The following is a 19932-nucleotide window of genomic DNA, read 5'->3' on the forward strand; positions in this document are numbered from 1 at the left end:
GCAAGCCGCATTTTTGCGCAATGAGCCTGCGCGTTTCCCCTGGCAGTCCAGCATGATTTGGAGCGCCGATGAAACATATCCGATGGGTGGCGGCGATTGTCGCTGCCGTCCTGTCCGTCCTCGTGACCGCGGTGCCGTCCGCCGCTCACGAACCACGATTCAGGGTGCTGGTCTTCTCCAAGACCACGTTCTTCACCCACGACTCGATCGGCGCGGGTATAGCCGCGATCGAGAAGATGGGCACCGACCACGACTTCGAGGTCGAGTCCACGACGGACGCCGCCAAGTTCACCGACGAGAACCTGGCGCGTTTCGACGTCATCGTGTTCAACAACACGAACTCCAACGAGACCTCGCCGGCGCTGCTCGACGCGAACCAGCGCGCGGCGTTCCAGAAGTTCATTCGCAACGGGGGCGGCTGGACCGGCCTGCACGCCGCGACCGCGAGTGAGCGGAACTGGGACTGGTACGCCGGTCTCGTCGGCACCATCTTCGACTTCCACCCCGACTACAACGCTACCGGCGGCACCGGACCTGGCCGCATCAAGGTCCTCGACCGCGCCCACCCGTCGACGAAGAACCTGCCGGAGCTCTGGGAGCGCAGCGAGGAGTGGTACAACTGGCGCACGAACCCGACGGGGAACGTGCATACGCTCGCCCAGATCAAGGTGCGTGACGGCGACGACAAGCTGGACGAGGGCGTCGACCACGCGTACTCGTGGTGCCAGAACTACGACGGCGGCCGGTCCTGGTACACGGCCGGCGGCCACTCGGCCTCGGCGTTCAGCGAGCCGGCGTTCCTGGAACACCTGCGGTACGGCATCGAGTGGGCCGCCGGCGCCGTCGAGGGTGACTGCAGCGCCTCGAAGAAGAGCTCCTTCACACGCGTCCCGCTGATCACCGAGAGCCTGTCGGACCCGTTCGAGCTGGCCGTGGCGCCCGACAAGCGGGTCTTCTACATCGAGCGCACCGGCGCCCTGAAGGTCATCGACCAGAGCACCCTGGCCGTCACCACCCTGCTGGACTTCGACTACACCGCCGAGCAGACCAGCCAGTCCGGCGGGCTGGTCGGTCTGACCCTGGACAAGGACTTCGCCACCAACAAGTGGTTATACATCCTGTGGTCCGACAAGACCGAGTCACAGTTCAACCTGTCGCGGTTCACCGTATCGGGCACATCGGTCGCCCTCTCCTCGGAGAAGCGACTGCTGACCATCCCGGTCTTCGCGCCCAGCGGCAGCCGGGCGGCCTCGCACCTGGCCGGCTCGCTCGCCATGGACAAGTCGGGCCATCTGTACGCCGCGATCGGTGACAACACCGACCCGTTCCAGTCCTCGGGCTACACCCCGATCGACGAACGGCCGGGCCGTGCCGCGTTCGACGCGCAGGCCACCTCGGGCAACACCAACGACCTGCGCGGCAAGATCCTTCGCATCAAGCCGAAGGCCGACGGCACCTACACCATCCCGGCGGGCAACCTGTTCGCTCCGGGCACCGCGAAGACCAAGCCCGAGATCTACGCGATGGGCTTCCGCAACCCGTTCCGCATCACCGTCGACTCGCAGACCAACGCCGTGCTGGTGGGCGACTACGGCCCGGACGCGGGCAGCGCCAACGCGACCCGCGGTCCCGAGGGCACCGTCGAGTTCGACCGGATCACCTCCGCAGGCAACTACGGCTGGCCATACTGCGTCGGGAACAACACGCCGTTCAACGACTACGACTTCGCCACCAACACCTCCGGTGCGAAGTTCGACTGCGCGGCCCCGGTCAACGAATCCCCGAACAACACCGGCCTGAAGAACCTGCCGGCGTCCAAGCCGCCGCTGGTGTGGTACGCGTACTCCGCCTCCGCCGAGTTCCCCGAGCTGGGTACCGGCGGCGGTGGCCCGATGAGCGGTCCGGTCTACGCCTACGACCCGGGCAACACCAACCTCAACAAGTTTCCCGAGTACTTCGACGGGAAGTGGATCACCTACGAGCTGACGCGCAAGTGGTGGAAGTCGCTGTCCGTCCACAAAACCGCGCAGACGTTCTCCAACTCGAAGTTCGCGCCTACGAAGGTCGGCGACCTGTTGTCGATCAACGGGATCTTCGGTGACATGACGTGGACCCAGCCGTTCGAGGCCGAGTTCGGCCCCGATGGTGCGCTGTACGTCATCGACTTCGGCGAGGGCGCCGGCTCGGGCCGCGGCGGCAGCAACGAGGGCTCGGGCATCTACCGGATCGACTACACCCCCAACGGGCCGACGCCGGTCGCGAACATCATGGTCGACAAGGACAGCGGGAAGGCGCCGCTGACGGTGGCCTTCTCCAGCAGCGGGTCCACCGGGACGAACCTCACTTACAAGTGGGACTTCGACAACAACGGCACGGTCGACTCGACCGCGGCCAACCCGACCTTCGCCTACAGCACGACGGGCAAGAAGACCGCGAAGCTGACGGTCACCAACGCGGCCGGATCGAACTCTGCCCTCAAGGACATCGTCGTCGGCAACACCCGGCCCACGGTGAAGATCAACATTCCGGACGGCGGCATCTATGAATGGGGCGATCGGATTCCGTACACGGTGACGGTCACCGATCCCGAGGACGGCACCATCGACTGCTCCCGTGTGATAGTCCAGACCAAGCTCGGGCACGACTCGCACGCCCACCCGCTGGACACCTACACCGGGTGCAGCGGCACGCTGCTCACCGACCCGAGCGGTGCTGACGGCCACGGGGAGGGCCAGAACCTCTACGCCGTGGTCAGCGGGCAGTACACCGACGGCGGCGCGCTGAACGGCGCCGTCCCGGCCCTGGCCGGCTCCACCGAGGTGGAGCTGCGGCCGAGGTTCATGGAGGCTGAGCACTTCGACGCCACCAGCGGTGCGGTGAGCCTCAACCGGACCACCGCGCACGGTGGTGTCCGGGTCGGCGACCTCGACCACGGTGACTGGATCAAGTTCTCCCCGCAGAACCTTCAGCTGATCAACTCGGTCACGCTCGGCGCGTCGTGCGGGGCGGCCGGGGCCACCGTCGAATTCCGTGCCGACTCGCCCACGGGCCAACTGCTCGGATCGGTGGCCATTCCGAACACCGGAAGCTACGACCAACTGGTCTCGCCCACGGTGCCGCTGACCAACCCGAACCGGACGTTCGACCTGTACCTGGTCGTCAACAACCCGAACGCGACGGGCGACCTGCTGTCGCTGGACTGGCTGCGGTTCAACGGCCGGGGCGTCAAGCAGGAGTCCGGCGCGGGCGGAACGGCCACCGTCACCGCTTCGACGACGACGGCGCGGACGATGAACTTCTCCGCGACGGTCACGCCGCCCCCGGGGCGGACGATCGTCGACAAGGTGTGGTCCTTCGGTGACAACAGCGCGGGTGTGCACAGCTACAGCACCACTCACACCTACGCTGCGCCGGGAACGTACACGGCCTGGCTCACGGTGACCGACAGCGCGGGCGCGAAGCACTCGTTCACGCGCCCGTTCACGATCACCTGACAGGGGCTCAGCAGGTCGCAGGATCGAATCCTGCCGAGTGCACAACAGTTCAGAGGCCCTGTGGAGTGATCCACAGGGCCTCTGGCTCCTGGCTCGTTGCCGTCACCACTCAGCGCATCCCCATCGATCACGGGCATGAGCTGTCCGTCGCGGAACTGGCAGGCGGACTTCGGGCGCTTGTAGCGGGCGAAGTACGTCGACGGCGACAGGTTCAGCTCCCTGTAGACGGACCGACCACGAGGCGGGTCGCGGCGGTTGCGCATTGGTGCCGTTTGGAGGGTTGACGGGGGAGTGGTGGTGCTGGAGCATCTCCACACAAGTGGTTTAGACCACTGGTGTGATGGCGTGGTGCCGTGCCCTTGAGGGGCGACTTTCGGGCCGGCAGCGTTGGTGAGTATGGGTGTGTATTCCCCCTTTGTCCTGACACGGAGGACCGAAATGAGAACCTTTTGTCGCGCACGTCTGTCGCGGCTGTTGCTTGTCGGAGCGGTCGTTGTGGGGTTGGTGCCTGCCATGGGGTTGGCCCTTGCGCAGGGGGCGACGCAGGCGGAGGTGAACTCGGCGCCGCCGGGCGTGGTGCCCGCGCTGCAGCAGTGGACGGGGGGAACAGGGCGGCTCGTGTTGTCGGCCGGGAGCCGGGTCGTCGTGCCGACGGGGGCGTCGGCCGGGTTGAAGGAGCTGGCCAACCAGGTGGCGTCCGACGTGGCGGAGATGACCACGCTGCATCCCCCTGTCGTGACCGGGACAGCCGCGGACGGTGACATCGCCCTCCGCGTCGACGCGAAGGCCGACTTCGGGGCAGCCAAGTCGCAGTTGCGGCCCGAGGCGTACCGGCTCACCGTCGGTACCAAGGCCGAGATCGTCGGCGGGAGCGACAAGGGCGCCTACTACGGCTCGCGCAGCCTGCTGCAGGCCGTCCTCGCCTCACCGGACCGGTCGAGCCTCCCGGTGGGCTCCGCGGTCGACTACCCGGACTACGCCGTGCGCGGGTTCATGCTCGATGTCGGGCGCCGGTTCTTCACGCCCGAGTACATTCAGGCCCAGCTGCGCTGGATGGGCTGGCTGAAGATGAACACCCTGCAGATCCACCTCAACGACAACGGGTTCGCCTCGGACTACGACAACGACTACGCGAAGACTCAGGCCGCGTTCCGGCTCGCGAGCACCAACCCGAAGTTCGCGGGGCTCGCGGCAAAGGACGGGTCCTACTCGCGCGCCGACTGGGACGGCTTCGAGACCACGGCGGCGAAGAATGCGGTCACGATCATCCCGGAGATCGACTCGCCCGCGCACTCGCTGGCGTTCATCCACTTCAAGCCCGAGCTGGGGCTCAACAACGGCAAATCGGACCACCTCGACCTGAGCAAGCCCGCCACCACCGAGTTCATGAAGAGCGTGTTCGCCGAGTTCACGCCGTGGTTCCGCGGCCCCAGCGTCCACATCGGCATCGACGAGTACCCCACGTCGAAGGCGGCCGAGTACAGGACCTACGTCAACACCATCGCACCGTATGTACGGTCCCTCGGCAAGAGCGTCAACGCGTGGGGCAGCTTCACCCAGATGTCCGGGGGCGGCGCGGGCTACGACAAGGACATGGTGATCAACAGCTGGAACAACGGCTGGTACTCGCCCAAGTCCGCCATCGCCGACGGCTACAAGGTGATCAACTCCAACGACGGTCTGCTCTATGTGGTGCCGTTCGCGAACTACTACCACGGCCAGGGGCTCGACGGCAGCTACATCTTCAAGAGCTGGGCGCCCAACATCTTCGGCGGCACCAACAACCTCGAAGCACAGGACCCGAACCTGCTGGGCGCGATGCCCGCGGTCTGGAACGACAAGACCTTGTTGACCTACACCGAACTGCAGGTCCATGGGCTGATCGAGAAGAGCTTCGCCGCACTCGCCCAGAAGATGTGGTCACCCACGGCCGGCGGGACCGACTACGCGGCCTTCCTCGCCAAGGCGGCAACGGTCGGCCAAGGCCCGGGCACCAGCTACCTTCCCGACACCATCACGCCCAACCGCACCCCCGGCGACCTCGCCATCGGCCGGCCGGCGACGGCGTCGTCGGCCGAGACGAGCGGACTCGGCGCGGCCAATACGGTGGACGGCTTCGACGCGACCCGCTGGGCGAGCGCTTACAGCGACAACCAGTGGCTCCAGGTCGACCTCGGCAGTGCCAGGACGTTCAGCTCGGTCCGCCTGAACTGGGAAGGCGCCTACGGGAAGGACTACGACATCCAGACATCGGCCGACGGCACCACGTGGACCACCGTCGCCCAGCGCCGCGGTCGGACGAGCGCTGGTGTGGACACCCTCACCTTCCCGGCCGCCACCGGCCGGTACGTCCGGATGAAGGGCATCGCCCGCGGCACTACGTTCGGCTACTCGCTCTACGCGTTCGAGGTGATCAGCGACGACCTCGCGCAAGGGCGACGGGCGATCGCGTCGTCCACCGAGACGGCGAACTTCCCCGGGGCCAACGCGGTGGACGGTCTCGACGCGACCCGCTGGGCGAGCGCTTACAGCGACAACCAGTGGCTCCAGGTCGACCTCGGCAGTGCCAGGACGTTCAGCTCGGTCCGCCTGAACTGGGAAGGCGCCTACGGGAAGGACTACGACATCCAGACATCGGCCGACGGCACCACGTGGACCACCGTCGCCCAGCGCCGCGGTCGGACGAGCGCTGGTGTGGACACCCTCACCTTCCCGGCCGCCACCGGCCGGTACGTCCGGATGAAGGGCATCGCCCGCGGCACCGGCTACGGCTACTCGCTCTACTCGTTCCAGGTCCGGGCCTGACACCGACCGTGGGTCACCACCGGCACGTGGTGACCCACGGCCAGGAGCGGTCGCCCCGGTAGGGCTGCCCGCCCAGCGCGGGGACACGGTCGCAGCGCACCGGTAGGAGCGCCGGCCCGGCGACCCTGCCGGTCCCGGCGGCCCGCGCGCCCGCCTGCTACGGAGAGTGACGCCCGGCGCACTGAGCACCTGAGTATCAACTACTCAGGCAGGTGGTCACCGGTGCTCCGAGCATGGAGAGAACTACGGGCCTGCGGTTAGCCTGCGCGTTTCATCCGGGGTCGTGCCCGGATCATGATCGGAAGGGCGAAAGTGCCTTCTGAGCTGCAACGATGAGGCTTGTCTAAGGTCCCAGCCGTACCAGTAGGACGGCACTTTCCGTGTGCACGCTGCCCGGTCACACCCCAAACTCGTCGTCAGCGCCGATGCTGAGGATTCGCGAGCTCGCGCCTGCTCGCAGATCTGGCCGACGCCACCTCGCTGACCAGCGCCTTCAGTGACGCTCTGCACCGGCTGCGGCCGCGCGGGCCGGTACAACCCCGCTGAGCTGCGGTAACACAGATCAAAGTCGACTCGCGTTCGGCGCCGGACCGTGATCAAGCTCAGGTTGCGGGGGCGCCCCGCAACGAGAGCGTCAGCTTGCGGTGGGCCCGTGCGAGGACTGTGGCGGTCACGATGAGGATGGCGTCGAGGAGGGCGAGGGAGGCAAGCGGGGGCAGCCACACGGCCGCGACGCCTCCGGCGGCGAGGGCGACGCAGGCGACCAGGCGTTCGATCCAGGCGCCACCCGTGGTGGTGCGGTAGAACCAGGCCGCGGTGGCGAGGTAGAACGCGGGTCCGCCGAACAGGAGCAGAGCGAGGGTCGCCGAGCCGTGGCCGAGCGGATGGGCGATGGTCAGTTCGCTGCCGACGGCGAAGGCGACCAGCGCGGCCATGAGCACGTAGGCGCTGTTCACACCCAGCCGGACGGCCCCCACCGGGTCCGTGGTGTGGGCGACGAAGGTGGTGACGACCTCCTCGCCGCCGCCGAAGTATGTGGCCCACAGGCACACCAGCGCGGTGAAGACACCTGCGGTTGCCAGCATGCTGGGCGCGTCGACGGGGGCGTCGGACATCGCGCGGCCGGCGGTGAGGACGGTCTCGCCGAGCAGGATGATGAGGAACAGCCGAAGGCGTTCGAGCATGTGGGGCACGTCGAGGGGGAATTCCCGGCTCCTGAACGTGCGGCCGGGCAGCGGGTGGGCGAGCCAGGTACCGGAGAGGTCGATGAGCGCGGCGGCGGCCCACCACCACAGGCGGGGCCCGCTGTCGACGGCGGCCCCGACGATCCATAGCGGGGCGGCGGCCGCCATCCAGACCAGGGTGCGGCGGTAGTGCTCGCGCTGGACTTCCGTGCGCGCGGCCAGAGCCGTCACGGTACCCGCCGACAACAGGACGAACAGCAGGGCTGTCACGAAGGCCCAGGCACGGTCCTGGAAGGCGTGGGGGATCGCGGAGTTCGCGAACAGGCCGATACCCATGACCACGACGACCATCCACCGCGTGACCCGACGGTCGATGCCCAGGAGAGTCGCCTCGTAACTGGTGAAGACCCAGGTGCCGACGACGGCGACCAGGAGGACGGCCGTCTCGGCGGCGCCCCGCCAGGTGAGGTGCTCCAGGAGATGGTGGGAGAGCTGGGAGACGGCAAAGACGAAGACGAGGTCGTAGAAGAGCTCCAGCGGGGACACGTCCCGCCGCAGCGTCTTTGACTCGTGCACGCTGCTCATGATCGGGCTCTCCTACGCCTGGGCGACGTGCCGGTCGGCACGTCGGGCTTGTCCACGGGTCCGCATGCCGGCAGCCGGACGCATGCGTGCCCGGTCGCCGGCAATCCGTAACGCGGCCTGGTCTTCGGTGCCCGAAGCGGCTCACGAAACAACTTAACGTACCGCTCATCTCACACTAGGTGATGTGAGCAGCGGTGAACGCACGCCGTCATCAGCCTGCGCGTGTCCTCGTGGGTCGCGTCCAAAACATGATCGGAAAAGCGAGATTGCCTTCTGAGCTGCAACGATGAGGATTGCCCAACATCCCGGTCGTACCGCTAGGAAGGCGATTTCTGCGTGCGCACTGCACGGCCACGCCCCAAACTCGTCGTCAGCGCCGACGGGCACGGGGTGGTCAACCACGCCGGCTCGCGCCTGCTCGCGGATCTGGCCGACGCTACCTCGCTGACCAGCGCCTTCAGCGACGCTCTGCACCGGCTGCGACCGCGCGGGACCGGGCACGACCCCGGCCGCGTCGCGGTGGACCTGGCGGTGATGCTCGCCGACGGAGGCGAGGCGATCCGGGACCTGGCCGCGCTGCGCGACCAGCGCGACGTGTTCGGCCCCGTCGCCTCCACCCCGACCGCCTGGCGAGTGCTGGCCGGCATCGACACCGCAGCCCTGAACGCACTACGGGCAGCCCGGGCCCAGGCCCGCGAGATCGCCTGGCTGCAAGCGGACGAGACCGGACACCACACACCCGCATCACACGCCGGAGGACGTGAACTACCAGGCCTGGTCCTGGACATCGACGCCACCCTGGTCACCTGCCACTCCGAGAAGGAACAGTCCGCTGCCACCTACAGACGCGGCTTCGGCTACCACCCGATGCTCTGCTTCCTAGTCAACACCGGCGAGGCCCTCGCCGGCATCCTGCGGCCGGGCAACGCCGGAGCGAACACCGCAGCCGACCACATCACCGTCCTCGATCAAGCCCTCGCCCAGATCCCCGAAGCCCACCGCCACGGCACCCCGGTCCTCATCCGCGCCGACAGCGCGGGCAGCGCGAAAGCCTTCCTCGCCCACCTACGTGCCCTGCGACAGCGAGGCATCCGGGCCACCTTCTCCGTCGGACACGCCGTCACCGAACAGATCCGCAAAGCCATCCGGGCCCTGCCCGACCAGGTCTGGCACCCCGCACTGGAACAGGACGGCGCCCTTCGCGTCGGCGCCGAGGTCGCCGAGCTGACCGACCTGGTCGACCTCACCGGATACCCGGACGGCACCCGCATCATCGTCCGCCGCGAGCGTCCCCACCCAGGCGCCCAGCTGTCCCTGTTCGACCAGGACGAAGGCATGCGCCACCACGTCTTCCTCACCGACACACCCGTCACCGGCGGCGGCTCCATCCAGTACCTGGAGGTCCGCCACCGGGCTCACGCCCGGGTCGAGGACCACATCCGCTGCGGCAAGACCACCGGCTTCGGCCGCTTCCCCTCCCGCCACTTCGCCATCAACCAGGCCTGGCTGGAGCTGTCCCTGACCGCCATCGACCTGCTGGCCTGGGCGCGAACCCTGCTGCTGGACGGCGAGTTGGCCACCGCCGAACCCAAGAAGCTCCGCTACCGCCTCCTGCACGCTGCCGCCCGGATCACGCGCGGAGCCCGCCGCCTATACCTGCGGATCGCCGCCACCTGGCCCTGGCGCCACGAACTAACCGTGGCGTTCAACCGCCTGGTGGCACTACCCCGACCGGCCACCTGACAGACCAAGCAGCCCCTGACCACCCACGACCCCAGGACCCAGGAGCACCCGGCCATCGCGCCGGGCCCTCTCCATGCCCAACGTCCGACGGCAGTCCCGCGACCTTCAACCTGGAGATCACCCCAGATCAGCCGACGCGAAGCGAAACACGGAGGCTAGCTTCTCGACCGCGTCATGCGGGAGGCGGGGAACCGCGCCCCGTTCCAGCTGCCCGTACCACTTCTCGGACATGCCGATGGCGTGCGCCACCTCTGCCTGAGGGATCGCGCGACCGCGTCCCTCCTTCAGCCCCGCAGCGAGGCGCCAGGCCCTGAGCAGACCGGCCAGCCCCATCAGCTCTTCCGGGCCGAGTTCTCCCTCGTCGCTTTCGCCGAGACCCATGCGGCACCAGCTCCCATCACGTGCCGCCAGCTTGAGGCAGCCCGAAGGAGCCGACAACTCGAGTCACGTCGACAGGGACGCGAGACCTTTCTCCTGCAGATTCCTCTGAAGCGCAGCCCGGACCGGTAGGCCTGTTCCGGTAGCCGTGTTCCGGTACTCCAGTTCCGATTCTTCCCTGAGAACCTGTGTGAGCCGGGGGCGGAGACGACTTTCCGCCCCTGAACTTCCATGTCAGGCACCAATCATCCTGCTATTCGTGCGGGCGTCGTGCCGGTCGAGTAGTTCCGCGATGAGGGGGAAGTTCGTCCTCCTTGGTGCGCTGCACGATGGCCCGTTAGCTGGCGAGGTTTTCGTGCGGGAGGTCTGGGAGCGCGGCGGGGTGCCGGCGGTGTGCGAGGCGAGATGGCCACGCGGCGGCTCCGGTGTGAGGGGTGCGTCGGCGGTGTGGCGGGTTCTGTGGCCTCCGTGTCAGAGGCTGTTGGGTGTGCTCAGAAGGAGCCCAGCTTCTTCGGCGAGTAGCTGACCAGCAGGTTCTTCGTCTGCTGGTGGTACAGCCGTCGCGCACACGCTGACCAGCGAAAACTGCGGTGCCTACGGCTTGTTGGACGCGACTGGTCCGGGAATAGTCCGGATCTTGGTGCACGCCGCCCCTGCGAGGGTTCAAGCCAGGCCTTTGAGGGTGTGCGGGGTGGATGGATTGGCGGAGGCTGGGGGTTGAGGCCGTACGGACATCAGCCGCGCAGGATTGGCGCCAGATTGTCGGTGTGGTCCGGCGTTCTCCAGCAGCCGCAGGGGCCGCGATTCTCGGCCATCCCGAAGGACGACTGCCATTCGGCGCCGGCCGATCTCGCTCTCTGGCACTCCGCTCGTTGCGCCCCGTGCTGGACGGCATTCGTCATCAGCTCCGACACGATGAGGACCGTGTCGGCCGCCACCTCCGGGGGATGCCGTCCCAACGCTCGATGGCGCCGGCCGTGATCCGACGCGACATTCCGACGTACGGCGGTGCGCTGGGCAAGAACACCTCGACGGTGTTCCACAACGGTTGGGCGAGCAACGGCGGACGTTCGGGGGTTTGGGGGGAAGTGCTCATGTGCCAGAGGGGGCTCCTCAGGCGTACGAGGTGACGGCAGGGGTGGGCGCGGCTCAGTCTCTCACCAACGAGGCCTCGTTCCCCCAGCGGAGGCAGCTTGTGGCGGCGGATTGCCACTGGCTGGGTGGCTGCGGAAGAACCGCGGGTTTGTGCCATCCTCGCGCCCGAGTGGCGCACCACCCGGCCCGGTCAGGGCCCCGCCCGGTACGACAGACTTCGGGGCGAGCAGATTCACCTCACCGGTCTTGCCGTGGCTTCCACGTCTACCTGTGCAGACGCGGTATCGCGCACGGTATCCCGGAGAAGGTCACCAGCGGCGGCGCCGGCACGACCGCGGCCGCCGCGGTGCGCGGCCACCGGCATTCGACCGGCAGATCTACCGTCCACGCAACATCGTCCAGCGCTGCTTCAACCGCCTCATAGGCTTCTGTGGAATCGCAACCGGAGAGGACGAGACCGCCACTTCGTACGAAGCGGAGGTCTCGCGTCATTCCTGCTCGGGGCAAGATCCGTTTGGAGGCGGACCTCTAGTACACGGCTTGAGTGATCCTGTACCTACCGCTGGCGGCCACGACTCTGGCGAGGTAGGCCCAGGCGGCGTGGTGGGAGACCCATTCCTCCCGGCCGGGGTAGTAGTCTTCGCCTGCGCCGATGTAGGTGCGTCGGTCGGTGGATCGTTCCTGCATCTTCTGGACCTTGGTGAGGTGGGGCACTGCCCAGGTGGCTCCCTTCACGCTGGCGTATGCGTCTTCCTTGAAGCTGTCGGCGAAGACGTCCATGGTGGCGAAGTGCATGCGGCGGGAGTTGCCCCAGTCGTTGCCCATGGGGTAGTAGATGTCGCTGTTGTCGGTCGGGTTGGTGCTGGTGCCCGCGTAGATCTTCCCGCCGGGCGCCCTGAACGTCTTGCCCGCCATGTTCGGGTCGGAGTAAGGCATGGTCCCGGCAGGTAGGTTGAGGTCGACCAGGGCGGCGTACATGCGGTCGTAGCTGCGGCGCACGGCGTAGGGGGTGTCCTGCTTGGACAGGGCCAGGGTGAGTGCGCCGCTGAGGTTGATCGCGAAGGACTCCATGTAGTCGGGGTGGACGAGGTTGTGGTTGACGACGGTGCAGTCCTGGTTGATGTTGGTGCCCGTCATGCTGCCGAGTTTGAAGCCGTTGACGGTCTTCCACGCGTCCGGGCCGGTACCGACGTCCGAGGGCCGGGAGTTGGCCTTGAGTGACAGCGCGACGACCTGCTTCATCCACGTCGCCTTGTTGGGGTGGTTGGGCATCATCGAGGCAGCCAGAGCGATCAAGGAGTTGTTCCAGGCGATGGTCTCGGACTGAGTGTCGCCGGGCCAGATGTAGGTGCCGTCGACCCTGCGGTAGTAGTCGGGCTGCCAGGTGTTGAAGCGGTTGGCCTCGTACTCCACCATCTTGCGGACGTACTCGCGGTCCGTGGTGGACAGCTTGGCCCACAGGAGCCAGCCCGCGGTCCCAGCGAATGCCGCCCAGTGCGCGGACTGACCTGCGTCGCCCCAGCCGCCGGCCAGGTTGGCCTTGTGTCGGTAGGCCAGCGACCGGATCAGCTTCGTGGTCATCGACTCCGCCGCCGCCTGGGTGACCCCGGTCTGCGTCGCGGAGTACACGCCCAGGCTCAGCGCCGTCGCCAGACCGAAAGCCTGGGCAGCCCCCGGCCGGATGTTGTTCTCACCGTTGCCGCCGAAGTCCAGGTACGCGCCGGTCTGCGCGTCGAAGTTCTTCGTCGTGTTCCACCAGGTGGTCACCGCGAACTGGTTGGAGTTGCGCAGCACCGTGGCGACGCTGTTGGTGATCGTGTCCGTGGGCTTGACCAGTCCGGTGAAATCGATCGCGACGACGTCGGCAGCGGCGGCACTGGCCGGGCCGGCCAACAGCAGTGAGCCTGCACCCGCGGGCACGGCTGCCGCGACCACACGCAAACCGATGGCGCCCAACGCGCCCCGGCCGAACTGCCGACGACTGAGGTCAGACATGGCGACTCCTTGATCGATGGGGACGGAGCAGTGGTAAGGGACCGTCCCGGGGTTGGTGTGCGGGACATACGGCAACCGGCTGGCGGGGATCGCTCCTCGGCTGTTCGGCGAAGAAGGCGAGGCCGTCCGGTCACCACGTAGGAGGTGATCTAACTGGCCGGACACAAGAAGCGGAAGACCCTATTCCATACGAAAATGCATGATCATGGCCTGTCTGAATAGATACATGCATTTGACATGTAAAACGGGAGTGAATGGCTCTCATGCAGGCCATCGCCGAGCCGGGCCACGCCGAACGGCGGGCCCTCACGGGCACCTGGCCCTCTCGTTGATGCCGACGATCCGGCATGCCTCTCTGTTGTCTCTCGGATCTTGACGCCCATCGCCCGCTGGGCTGGGGTGTTGCGATGCGGCGACCACCGGAGCAGAGGCCCAGGAGGTCCTGACTGTCGGCGACTAGTAGCTGGCCGAAGTGATCTTGTACCTGCCGCTGGCAGTGACGACTCTGGCGAGGTAGGCCCAGGCGGCGTGGTGGGAGACCCACTCCTCCGCCCCGTTGTAGTTGAACTCGCTGGAGCTGATGAACGTGCGGCGGTCCGTGGATCGCTCTTGCTGCTTCTGGACCTTGGTCAGGTGCTGAGTCGCCCAGGTGGCGCCCTTCACGCTGGCCAGGTCGTCTTCCTTGAAGCTGTCGGCGAAGACGTCCATGGTGGCGTAGTTCATCCGATGACCGGTTCCCCAGTCGTTGCCCATCGGATAGTAGATGTCGCTGGTGTCGTCCGGGTTGGTGGTGGTGCCCGCGTAGATCTTCCCGCCCGGTGTCCGGATGGTCTGGGTTACGAGCTTGGGGTCGGTGTAAGGCATGGTGCCCGCGGGGAAGTTGTGGTCGACCAGTGCCGCGTACATGTTGTTGTAGCTGCGGCGTACGGCGTAGGGCGTGTCCTGTTTGGACAGGGCCAGGGTGAGTGCGCCGCTGAGATTGATCGCGAACGACTCCATGTAGTCGGGATGGATCCTGTCGTGGTTGACGACAGTGCCGTCCTGGTTGACGTTGGTGCCGGTCATGCTGCCGAGCCTGAAGCCGTTGATGGTCTTGCCGGAGCTCGGTCCGGTGCCGACGTCGTCGGGCCGTGAGTTGGCCTTGAGCGACAGTGCGACGACCTGCTTCATCCATGTCGTCTTGTTGGCGTGGTTGGGCATCATGGACGCCGCCAGGGCGACGACGGTGTTGTTCCAGGCGACCGATTCGGCCTGGGTGTCGCCGGGGGAGGCGTAGGTGCCGTCGACGTTGCGGTAGTAGGCGGGCTGCCAGGTGTTGAAGCGGTTGGCTTCGTACTCGACCATCTTGCGGACGTACTCGCGGTCGGTGGTGGAGAGCTTGTCCCAGAGGAGCCAGCCTGCGGTGCCCGCGAATGCCGCCCAGTGCGCGCTCTGCCAGACGCTGCCCCAGCCGGTGCTGCCCAGGTTGACCCGGTGCCGGTAGGCCAGGGAGCCGATCAGTCTGACCGCCATTGCCTGGGCGTTGGCGAGGGTCACGCCGGTCTGTGTCGCGGAGTACACACCCAGGCTCAGGGCCGTGGCCAGACCGAACGCCTGGGCAGCGGGTGGGCGGATGATGCTCTCGGCAGTACCGCCGAAGTTCAGGTAGGCGCCGGTCTGCGCGTCATAGTTCTTCGTGGTGTTCCACCACGTGGTGACCGCGAACTGGTTGGTGTTGCGCAGGATCGTGGCAACGCGGTTGGTGATCGCGTCCGTGGGCTTCACCAGCGAGGCGAAGTCGATCGGGACGACGGCGGTGGACGCGGCGTCGGCCGGGCCGGTCAGCAGCAGCGAGCCCGCGCCCGCGGGCACGGCTGCCGCGACCACACGCAGCCCGATGGCGCCCAGCGCGCCTCGGCTGAACTGTCGACGACTGATGTCTGACATGAGCGGCTCCTTGATCGATTCGGGCAGAGCGATGAGACGGGGACCATCCCGGGTTTTGTGCTGGAGATGCGGATCGGTCGGCGGGGGCTGCCGGCGTCCGGCGGCGAGCAGGTGTGAACAGTCGGGTTTGACTCGGGCGGCGCCCAAGGTGATGAGAACGCCCTGAGCCTGTGCAGCGCGGTGCGGTGACGGCACAGCGTGGTGTCGGCCCTCGACGCGAGGAATGCGGTGCGTGCGGACCTTTGCCCGAACGCACCGGCCCACGCCCGGCGCATGAGGGCTATCGGGCCAGGGAGCTCATGAACGCCGCGGTGCGGCGCGTGATCTCGTCCCAGTTGCCCTCGGCGACGGCTACCGGCGGGACGACCTCGGATCCGGCACAGACGGCGAGGGCTCCGTGGGCGAGGTATTCGCCGGCGTTGGCGGCGTTGACGCCGCCGGAGGCGATGAGGGGGATGCCCGGGTAGGGGCCGTGAAGGTCCTTGAGGTAACGGGGGCCGAACCCGCTGGCAGGGAAGATCTTCACGGCGGCTGCGCCGAGGTCGACGGCCTGGGCCACTTCGGTGGGAGTGAGGGCGCCGAGGACAGCGGGAATCCCCGCTTCGTGGGCGACTTCGGCTACTTCGGGGCGGCATCCGGGTGTGACGAGGAACCGGGCGCCGGCTTGGACGGCGAGTTCGGCCTGGCGGCGGGTGAGGACGGTGCCGACGCCGACGTGGGCGCTGGTGGCGGCGGCTTGGGCGAGGTGGCGGGTGACGTCCGGGGTGGTGAAGGTGAACTCCACGTGGCGGATGCCGCCTTGGGCGAGAGCTGCGCACAGAGCGGGTGCGTCTGCGATGTGGGGTGCGCGGATGACGGCGATGACCGGGTCGGCGGTGAGCTCCGCCGGAAAGGACTCGGGCGTGGTCATGGTCTGGTGCTCCCGGACTGGGTCGGCGTGGGGCGGGTGGAGGTGCGCGGTCGGGGCAGCGCGGGGGAGTGGACCACTGCGGCGGTGACCCGGGTCGCGGCCCATTCGTCGGGCGTGGCGGCGAGTAGAGCGGTGGTGAGCTCCGCGGAGTGCGGGGTGCCGTGATCGCCGCGGGTGGTGAGGGCGGTTGCGGCGGTGAGGTGCCCCAGACGCAGGCGGGATCGCTGGTCCAGGCCGCGCAGGGTCGCGGCGAGATAGCCGGCGGCGAACGCGTCACCCGCGCCGGTGGGTTCGACGACCTCGACGGCGAGAGCAGGTTCGCTGACGGCGGTGCCGTCCGAGTGGAGCGCGACGACCTGGTGCTCGGAGTTCTTGACAACCACGGTCGCGGGGGCGGGGAACGCTGCCCGGATGGCGGTGTGGCCGACGAGGCCGAAGGCGGCTTCGGCCTCATCGGCTCCGAGGAGGAGGAGATCGGCGGCGTTGGCGAGTTCGAGGAGGACGTCCGGGTCTCGGTCGCGCCACAGGCCGGGCCGCCAGTTGAGGTCGAAACTGACGGTGAGGCCGGGGCGGCGGGAACCGAGCAGGGCGCGGACCAGTGCGAAGCAATCGGCAGAGAGTGCGGGGGTGATCCCCGAGAGGTGCAGCAGCCTGGCGCCGGACAGGAGTTGGGTGACAGCGGGGTCGGTGAGAGTGCCGAGGCCGAGGGCGGAAGCGGCGGAGCCGGCACGGTAGTAGCGCATCCGGCTGTGCGGGTGCGTTTCTTTGAGGTAGAGGCCGGTCGGACGTACGGGATCGACGGCAACGGCCGAGATGTCGACCCCGTGTGAGGCGAGTTCGCTGGTGATGCGCCGGCCGAAGCCGTCGTCGCCGACGCGGCTGACCCAGGCGGTGGGGATCCCGTGACCGGCGAGGCCGCAGGCGACGTTGGACTCGGCGCCGCCCACGGCGATCCGGAACTCTTCGACGGATTCGGTGGGGCCGGGGTGTCCGGGCAGCAGGACGGCCATGGTCTCGCCTAGGCACACTGCTTGCGGGTTGTCGACTGCTGGTTCGGTGCCGACGTACGCCATGGGTCTGGGGTCCTTCCGTGTTCCGTCCGGTGCCGGAGCCCGGTCTGTTGCGAGCGGGCCCCTGGCCTCAGGGGAGATCGGTGATGCTGAGAACGATGTCGCTGGTCCAGCTGCTGTCGGCCGGCAGGAGGGGGGCCCTGCCGCGGGTGGGGCAGCCCGGGGAAGGGCCGCCGGGCAGGACGTTGGCGGGTTCGATGGCGACGACGTAGGCGCGTCGAAACCAGGGGAATCCCGGGCTTGCGTGGCACTCCTGCCACAGCCAGGCGTGCGGGAACGGGGTGGTGTCCCAGGCGAGTCGGATGCCGAAGCCGGCGGTGGGGCTGTCGATGGTGAACCAGCCGGCGTCGAAGTCCGTGAGGCAGGCGAAGACGGACCGTCCACTGCTCGGGCCGGGGACGTGCCGGAGGTCGACGGTTGCGCCGTCGGCGGTGGTGACGAGCGGAAAGGCGGCGCTGGTGTCCGGTGGCAGCAGATTGCCCGGCTGTTCGGCGTCGGTGAGAACGGTGCGGGCGGGGGTGGTGATGATGCAGTGCTCGTCGATGAAGGGGGCGCCGAATCCCGGGTGTTGGACCCACATGACGGGCACTGGCTGGTCGGCGGTGTTGTGCACGGTGTCGCGGACGTTCAGTGCGGGGCCGTCCAGACGCAGGGTGCGGGTGAGCCGGAGCGGGGCGGTGATGAGGTCGGTGGCCAGCTGGATCCGGGAGTCGTCGGCGTCGATCACCGACCAGGGCACGATCGCTGCCTCGCCGTGGTAGCCGAGGCGGGCGCCGTCGACGGTGCGCTCGTCGCCCGCGTTGGGGACCAGCTGCTGCCAGCCGCCGCCGTACCGGGCGAGCCAGTCGGTTCGGCTGTCGCCCGTGACGGGTGCGTCGGCGAGGTCGCTGCGTCCCCAAGGGGTGCGGAAGAGGATGTCGATTCCGGTGGCGCGTTCGGTGATCGAGGTGATGTCGGCGCCCTTGTCGGGACGGACCTCCACGGAAAGGTGGTCGTTGTGCAGCCACAGAGAGGATGTCATGGCCGGTCAGGCTCCGAATCGGTTGACGGGCAGGCCGCGTACGCCGAGACCGTGGACGGCCAGGACGGATCCTGCGGGACCGGCAGGGTGGGGTCCGAGGCCCTCTCTGGCGGTGGTGACGTACAGGACGTCGAGTCCGGGGCCGCCGAAGGCGCAGGAGGAGGGCTGGGCGACGGGCACGGGGATTTCCTTCAGGAGGCGGCCCTCGGGGTCGAGGCGGACGAGCCGGCCGCCGCCCCACATGGCGATCCACAGGCAGCCTTCGGCGTCGATCGCCATCCCGTCCGGTTCTCCGTCGCCTTGGGGGAAGAGTGCGAGACTGCGACGGTTGCCGGGTGCAAGCCGGCCGGGCAGGAGGCTGAAGGCGTTGACCTCGCGGGCAACCGTGTCGATCAGGTAGAAGGTTCGGCCGTCGGGGCTCCAGCCGAGCCCGTTGGGCTGGGTCAGGTCGCTCAGGACCTGATGGACGGTCCAGTCGGTGTCCAGAACGTGCAGATCACCACGTGCGGTGGCGAATTCCAGGTCGCAGCTGCCGGCCCACAGCCTGCCGGCCGGGTCGCACTTGGCGTCGTTCATTCGGCGACCGGCCTGTAGGACGGTACGGCGGGTGGTCCAGCTGCCGTCCTGGCGGATGTCCGTGAAGCCCTCCGTTGTGGCCGCGACGAAACCGCCGGAGCGTTTGGGGACGGCGGCGCCGACGAAGGTCGGCAAAGTGGTGGTACGCGGGTCCGGCTGGATGGGGTCGGACGTGTGGATGGCACCGCCGAGGATGTCGACCCAGGTGAGTTCGCTGGTGGCCGGATCCCAGAACGGCCCTTCGCCCACCCGGGCGGTCCCCGGGACGGCGACGGTGATGTGGATGTCCGACATCGCTGCTCCGGTGGTCGGTTGGCTTTGGCGAGGATCAGTCGGGAAGCGCGACGGCCACTTGGGCGAGCAGGCCGCCGTCCACAGGCAGCGCGATCCCGGTGATGAAGGAGGCGCGCTCGCTCGCGAGGAAGGCGATGGCCTCGGCGACCTCCTCGGGACGGGCTACCCGCCCGAGCGGGTGGCTGCGGCCCCAGGTGGCGACGAGTGCGTCCGCCTCCTCCGGGCTGCCGGCGAACCTGGCCGCGGCGGCTCGCAGCATGGGGGTGTCGACGGAACCCGGGCAGACGGTGTTGGCGCGTACGCCGAAGGATGCCTCGTCGACGGCGAGGGAGCGGGCGAAAGCGTTGAGCGCGCCTTTGCTGGCGGTGTACGCGGCGACGTTCCTCTGGGTGACGAAGGCCTGGACGGACGAGACGAGCACGATCGAACCTGCCGCGGAGGCGCGCAGAGCGGGCAGGGCGTGCTTGGCGGCGAGGAAGGCTCCCTCGACGTTGACGGCCATCACCTCCTGCCAGGTCGTGCGCGGGGTGTCGGCGGCGGTGCCGTAGCGCTGGATGCCGGCGCAGGCGACGAGGATGTCGATTCCGCCGTGGTGCCGGACGGCGTGATCGACGGCGGCGGCGACCGATGGTTCGTCGGTGACGTCGGTCTCGACGTAGGTGATCGCGCCGTCGACTTCGCCCTCGGGAGGTGCGACGGATGCGCACACCACCCGCGCACCACGGGCGGCCAGGAGCTTGGCCGCGGCAAGGCCGATGCCGCTGGATCCGCCGGTGACCAGCGCGGATTTGCCGTCCAGTTCCATGAGTCTCGCGTCCTTGTCGGGTCGGGTCTTAGGGGGAGGTGTCCCGGGGGC

Annotated in this window: 12 protein-coding genes and 1 tRNA gene; 4 read left to right on the top strand and 9 right to left on the bottom strand. The window is 68.2% G+C overall.

Annotated elements, in window-relative coordinates:
• Positions 1–68: 68 nt before the first annotated feature.
• The 3 genes from OG259_RS37465 to OG259_RS37475 all read left to right on the top strand — a co-directional run bounded on the left by OG259_RS37465 (position 69) and on the right by OG259_RS37475 (position 6299).
• Positions 69–3494 (top strand): ThuA domain-containing protein, encoded by a 3426-nt coding sequence (locus tag OG259_RS37465; RefSeq protein ID WP_328946309.1) that lies wholly within the window; start codon positions 69–71, stop codon positions 3492–3494.
• Positions 3461–3536: transfer RNA gene (locus OG259_RS37470), tRNA-OTHER, on the top strand. Before OG259_RS37465 ends, OG259_RS37470 begins: the two co-directional genes overlap by 34 nt.
• A 471-nt stretch (positions 3537–4007) precedes the next feature.
• Entirely contained in the window at positions 4008–6299 is a 2292-nt protein-coding gene (locus OG259_RS37475) for a galactose-binding domain-containing protein (RefSeq protein WP_328946310.1), read from the top strand.
• A 602-nt stretch (positions 6300–6901) separates the two neighbouring features.
• Here OG259_RS37475 and OG259_RS37480 read toward each other — a convergent pair.
• Positions 6902–8068, bottom strand: coding sequence for a low temperature requirement protein A (locus tag OG259_RS37480; RefSeq protein ID WP_328946311.1), 1167 nt, complete (start codon positions 8066–8068; stop codon positions 6902–6904).
• A gap of 336 nt (positions 8069–8404) precedes the next feature.
• Between OG259_RS37480 and OG259_RS37485 the strand changes: the two genes are divergently transcribed.
• On the top strand, positions 8405–9811 hold the full coding sequence (locus tag OG259_RS37485; RefSeq protein WP_328946312.1) for an IS1380 family transposase: 1407 nt from the start codon (positions 8405–8407) through the stop codon (positions 9809–9811).
• Between the two features lie 117 nt (positions 9812–9928).
• Here the strand turns inward: OG259_RS37485 and OG259_RS37490 are convergent, their stop codons facing one another.
• The 8 genes from OG259_RS37490 to OG259_RS37530 all read right to left on the bottom strand — a co-directional run bounded on the left by OG259_RS37490 (position 9929) and on the right by OG259_RS37530 (position 19881).
• Positions 9929–10192, bottom strand: coding sequence for a helix-turn-helix domain-containing protein (locus OG259_RS37490; RefSeq protein WP_328946313.1), 264 nt, complete (start codon positions 10190–10192; stop codon positions 9929–9931).
• A gap of 1620 nt (positions 10193–11812) precedes the next feature.
• Entirely contained in the window at positions 11813–13279 is a 1467-nt protein-coding gene (locus tag OG259_RS37500; RefSeq protein ID WP_328946314.1) for a hypothetical protein, read from the bottom strand.
• Between the two features lie 456 nt (positions 13280–13735).
• Positions 13736–15205 (bottom strand): hypothetical protein, encoded by a 1470-nt coding sequence (locus OG259_RS37505; RefSeq protein ID WP_328946315.1) that lies wholly within the window; start codon positions 15203–15205, stop codon positions 13736–13738.
• Between the two features lie 280 nt (positions 15206–15485).
• Positions 15486–16115, bottom strand: coding sequence for a bifunctional 4-hydroxy-2-oxoglutarate aldolase/2-dehydro-3-deoxy-phosphogluconate aldolase (locus OG259_RS37510; RefSeq protein WP_328946316.1), 630 nt, complete (start codon positions 16113–16115; stop codon positions 15486–15488).
• Positions 16112–17188 carry a sugar kinase gene (locus OG259_RS37515; protein ID WP_328946317.1) on the bottom strand — a complete coding sequence of 359 codons (1077 nt, stop codon included), beginning with the start codon at positions 17186–17188 and terminating at the stop codon, positions 16112–16114. The genes OG259_RS37510 and OG259_RS37515 overlap by 4 nt, the downstream gene beginning before the upstream one ends.
• 67 nt (positions 17189–17255) lie before the next feature.
• Positions 17256–18206 (bottom strand): aldose 1-epimerase, encoded by a 951-nt coding sequence (locus OG259_RS37520; protein ID WP_328946318.1) that lies wholly within the window; start codon positions 18204–18206, stop codon positions 17256–17258.
• Positions 18207–18212: 6 nt separating this feature from the next.
• Complete coding sequence (locus tag OG259_RS37525; RefSeq protein ID WP_328946319.1) at positions 18213–19076, bottom strand: SMP-30/gluconolactonase/LRE family protein; 864 nt, start codon at positions 19074–19076, stop codon at positions 18213–18215.
• Positions 19077–19110: 34 nt separating this feature from the next.
• The gene (locus OG259_RS37530; protein WP_328946320.1) at positions 19111–19881 is read right to left on the bottom strand and encodes an SDR family oxidoreductase; all 771 of its coding nucleotides are present in this window, start codon (positions 19879–19881) and stop codon (positions 19111–19113) included.
• Positions 19882–19932: the final 51 nt, after the last annotated feature.

The sequence above is a fragment of the Streptomyces sp. NBC_00250 genome, from assembly GCF_036192275.1.
In the GTDB taxonomy this organism is placed as follows: domain Bacteria; phylum Actinomycetota; class Actinomycetes; order Streptomycetales; family Streptomycetaceae; genus Streptomyces.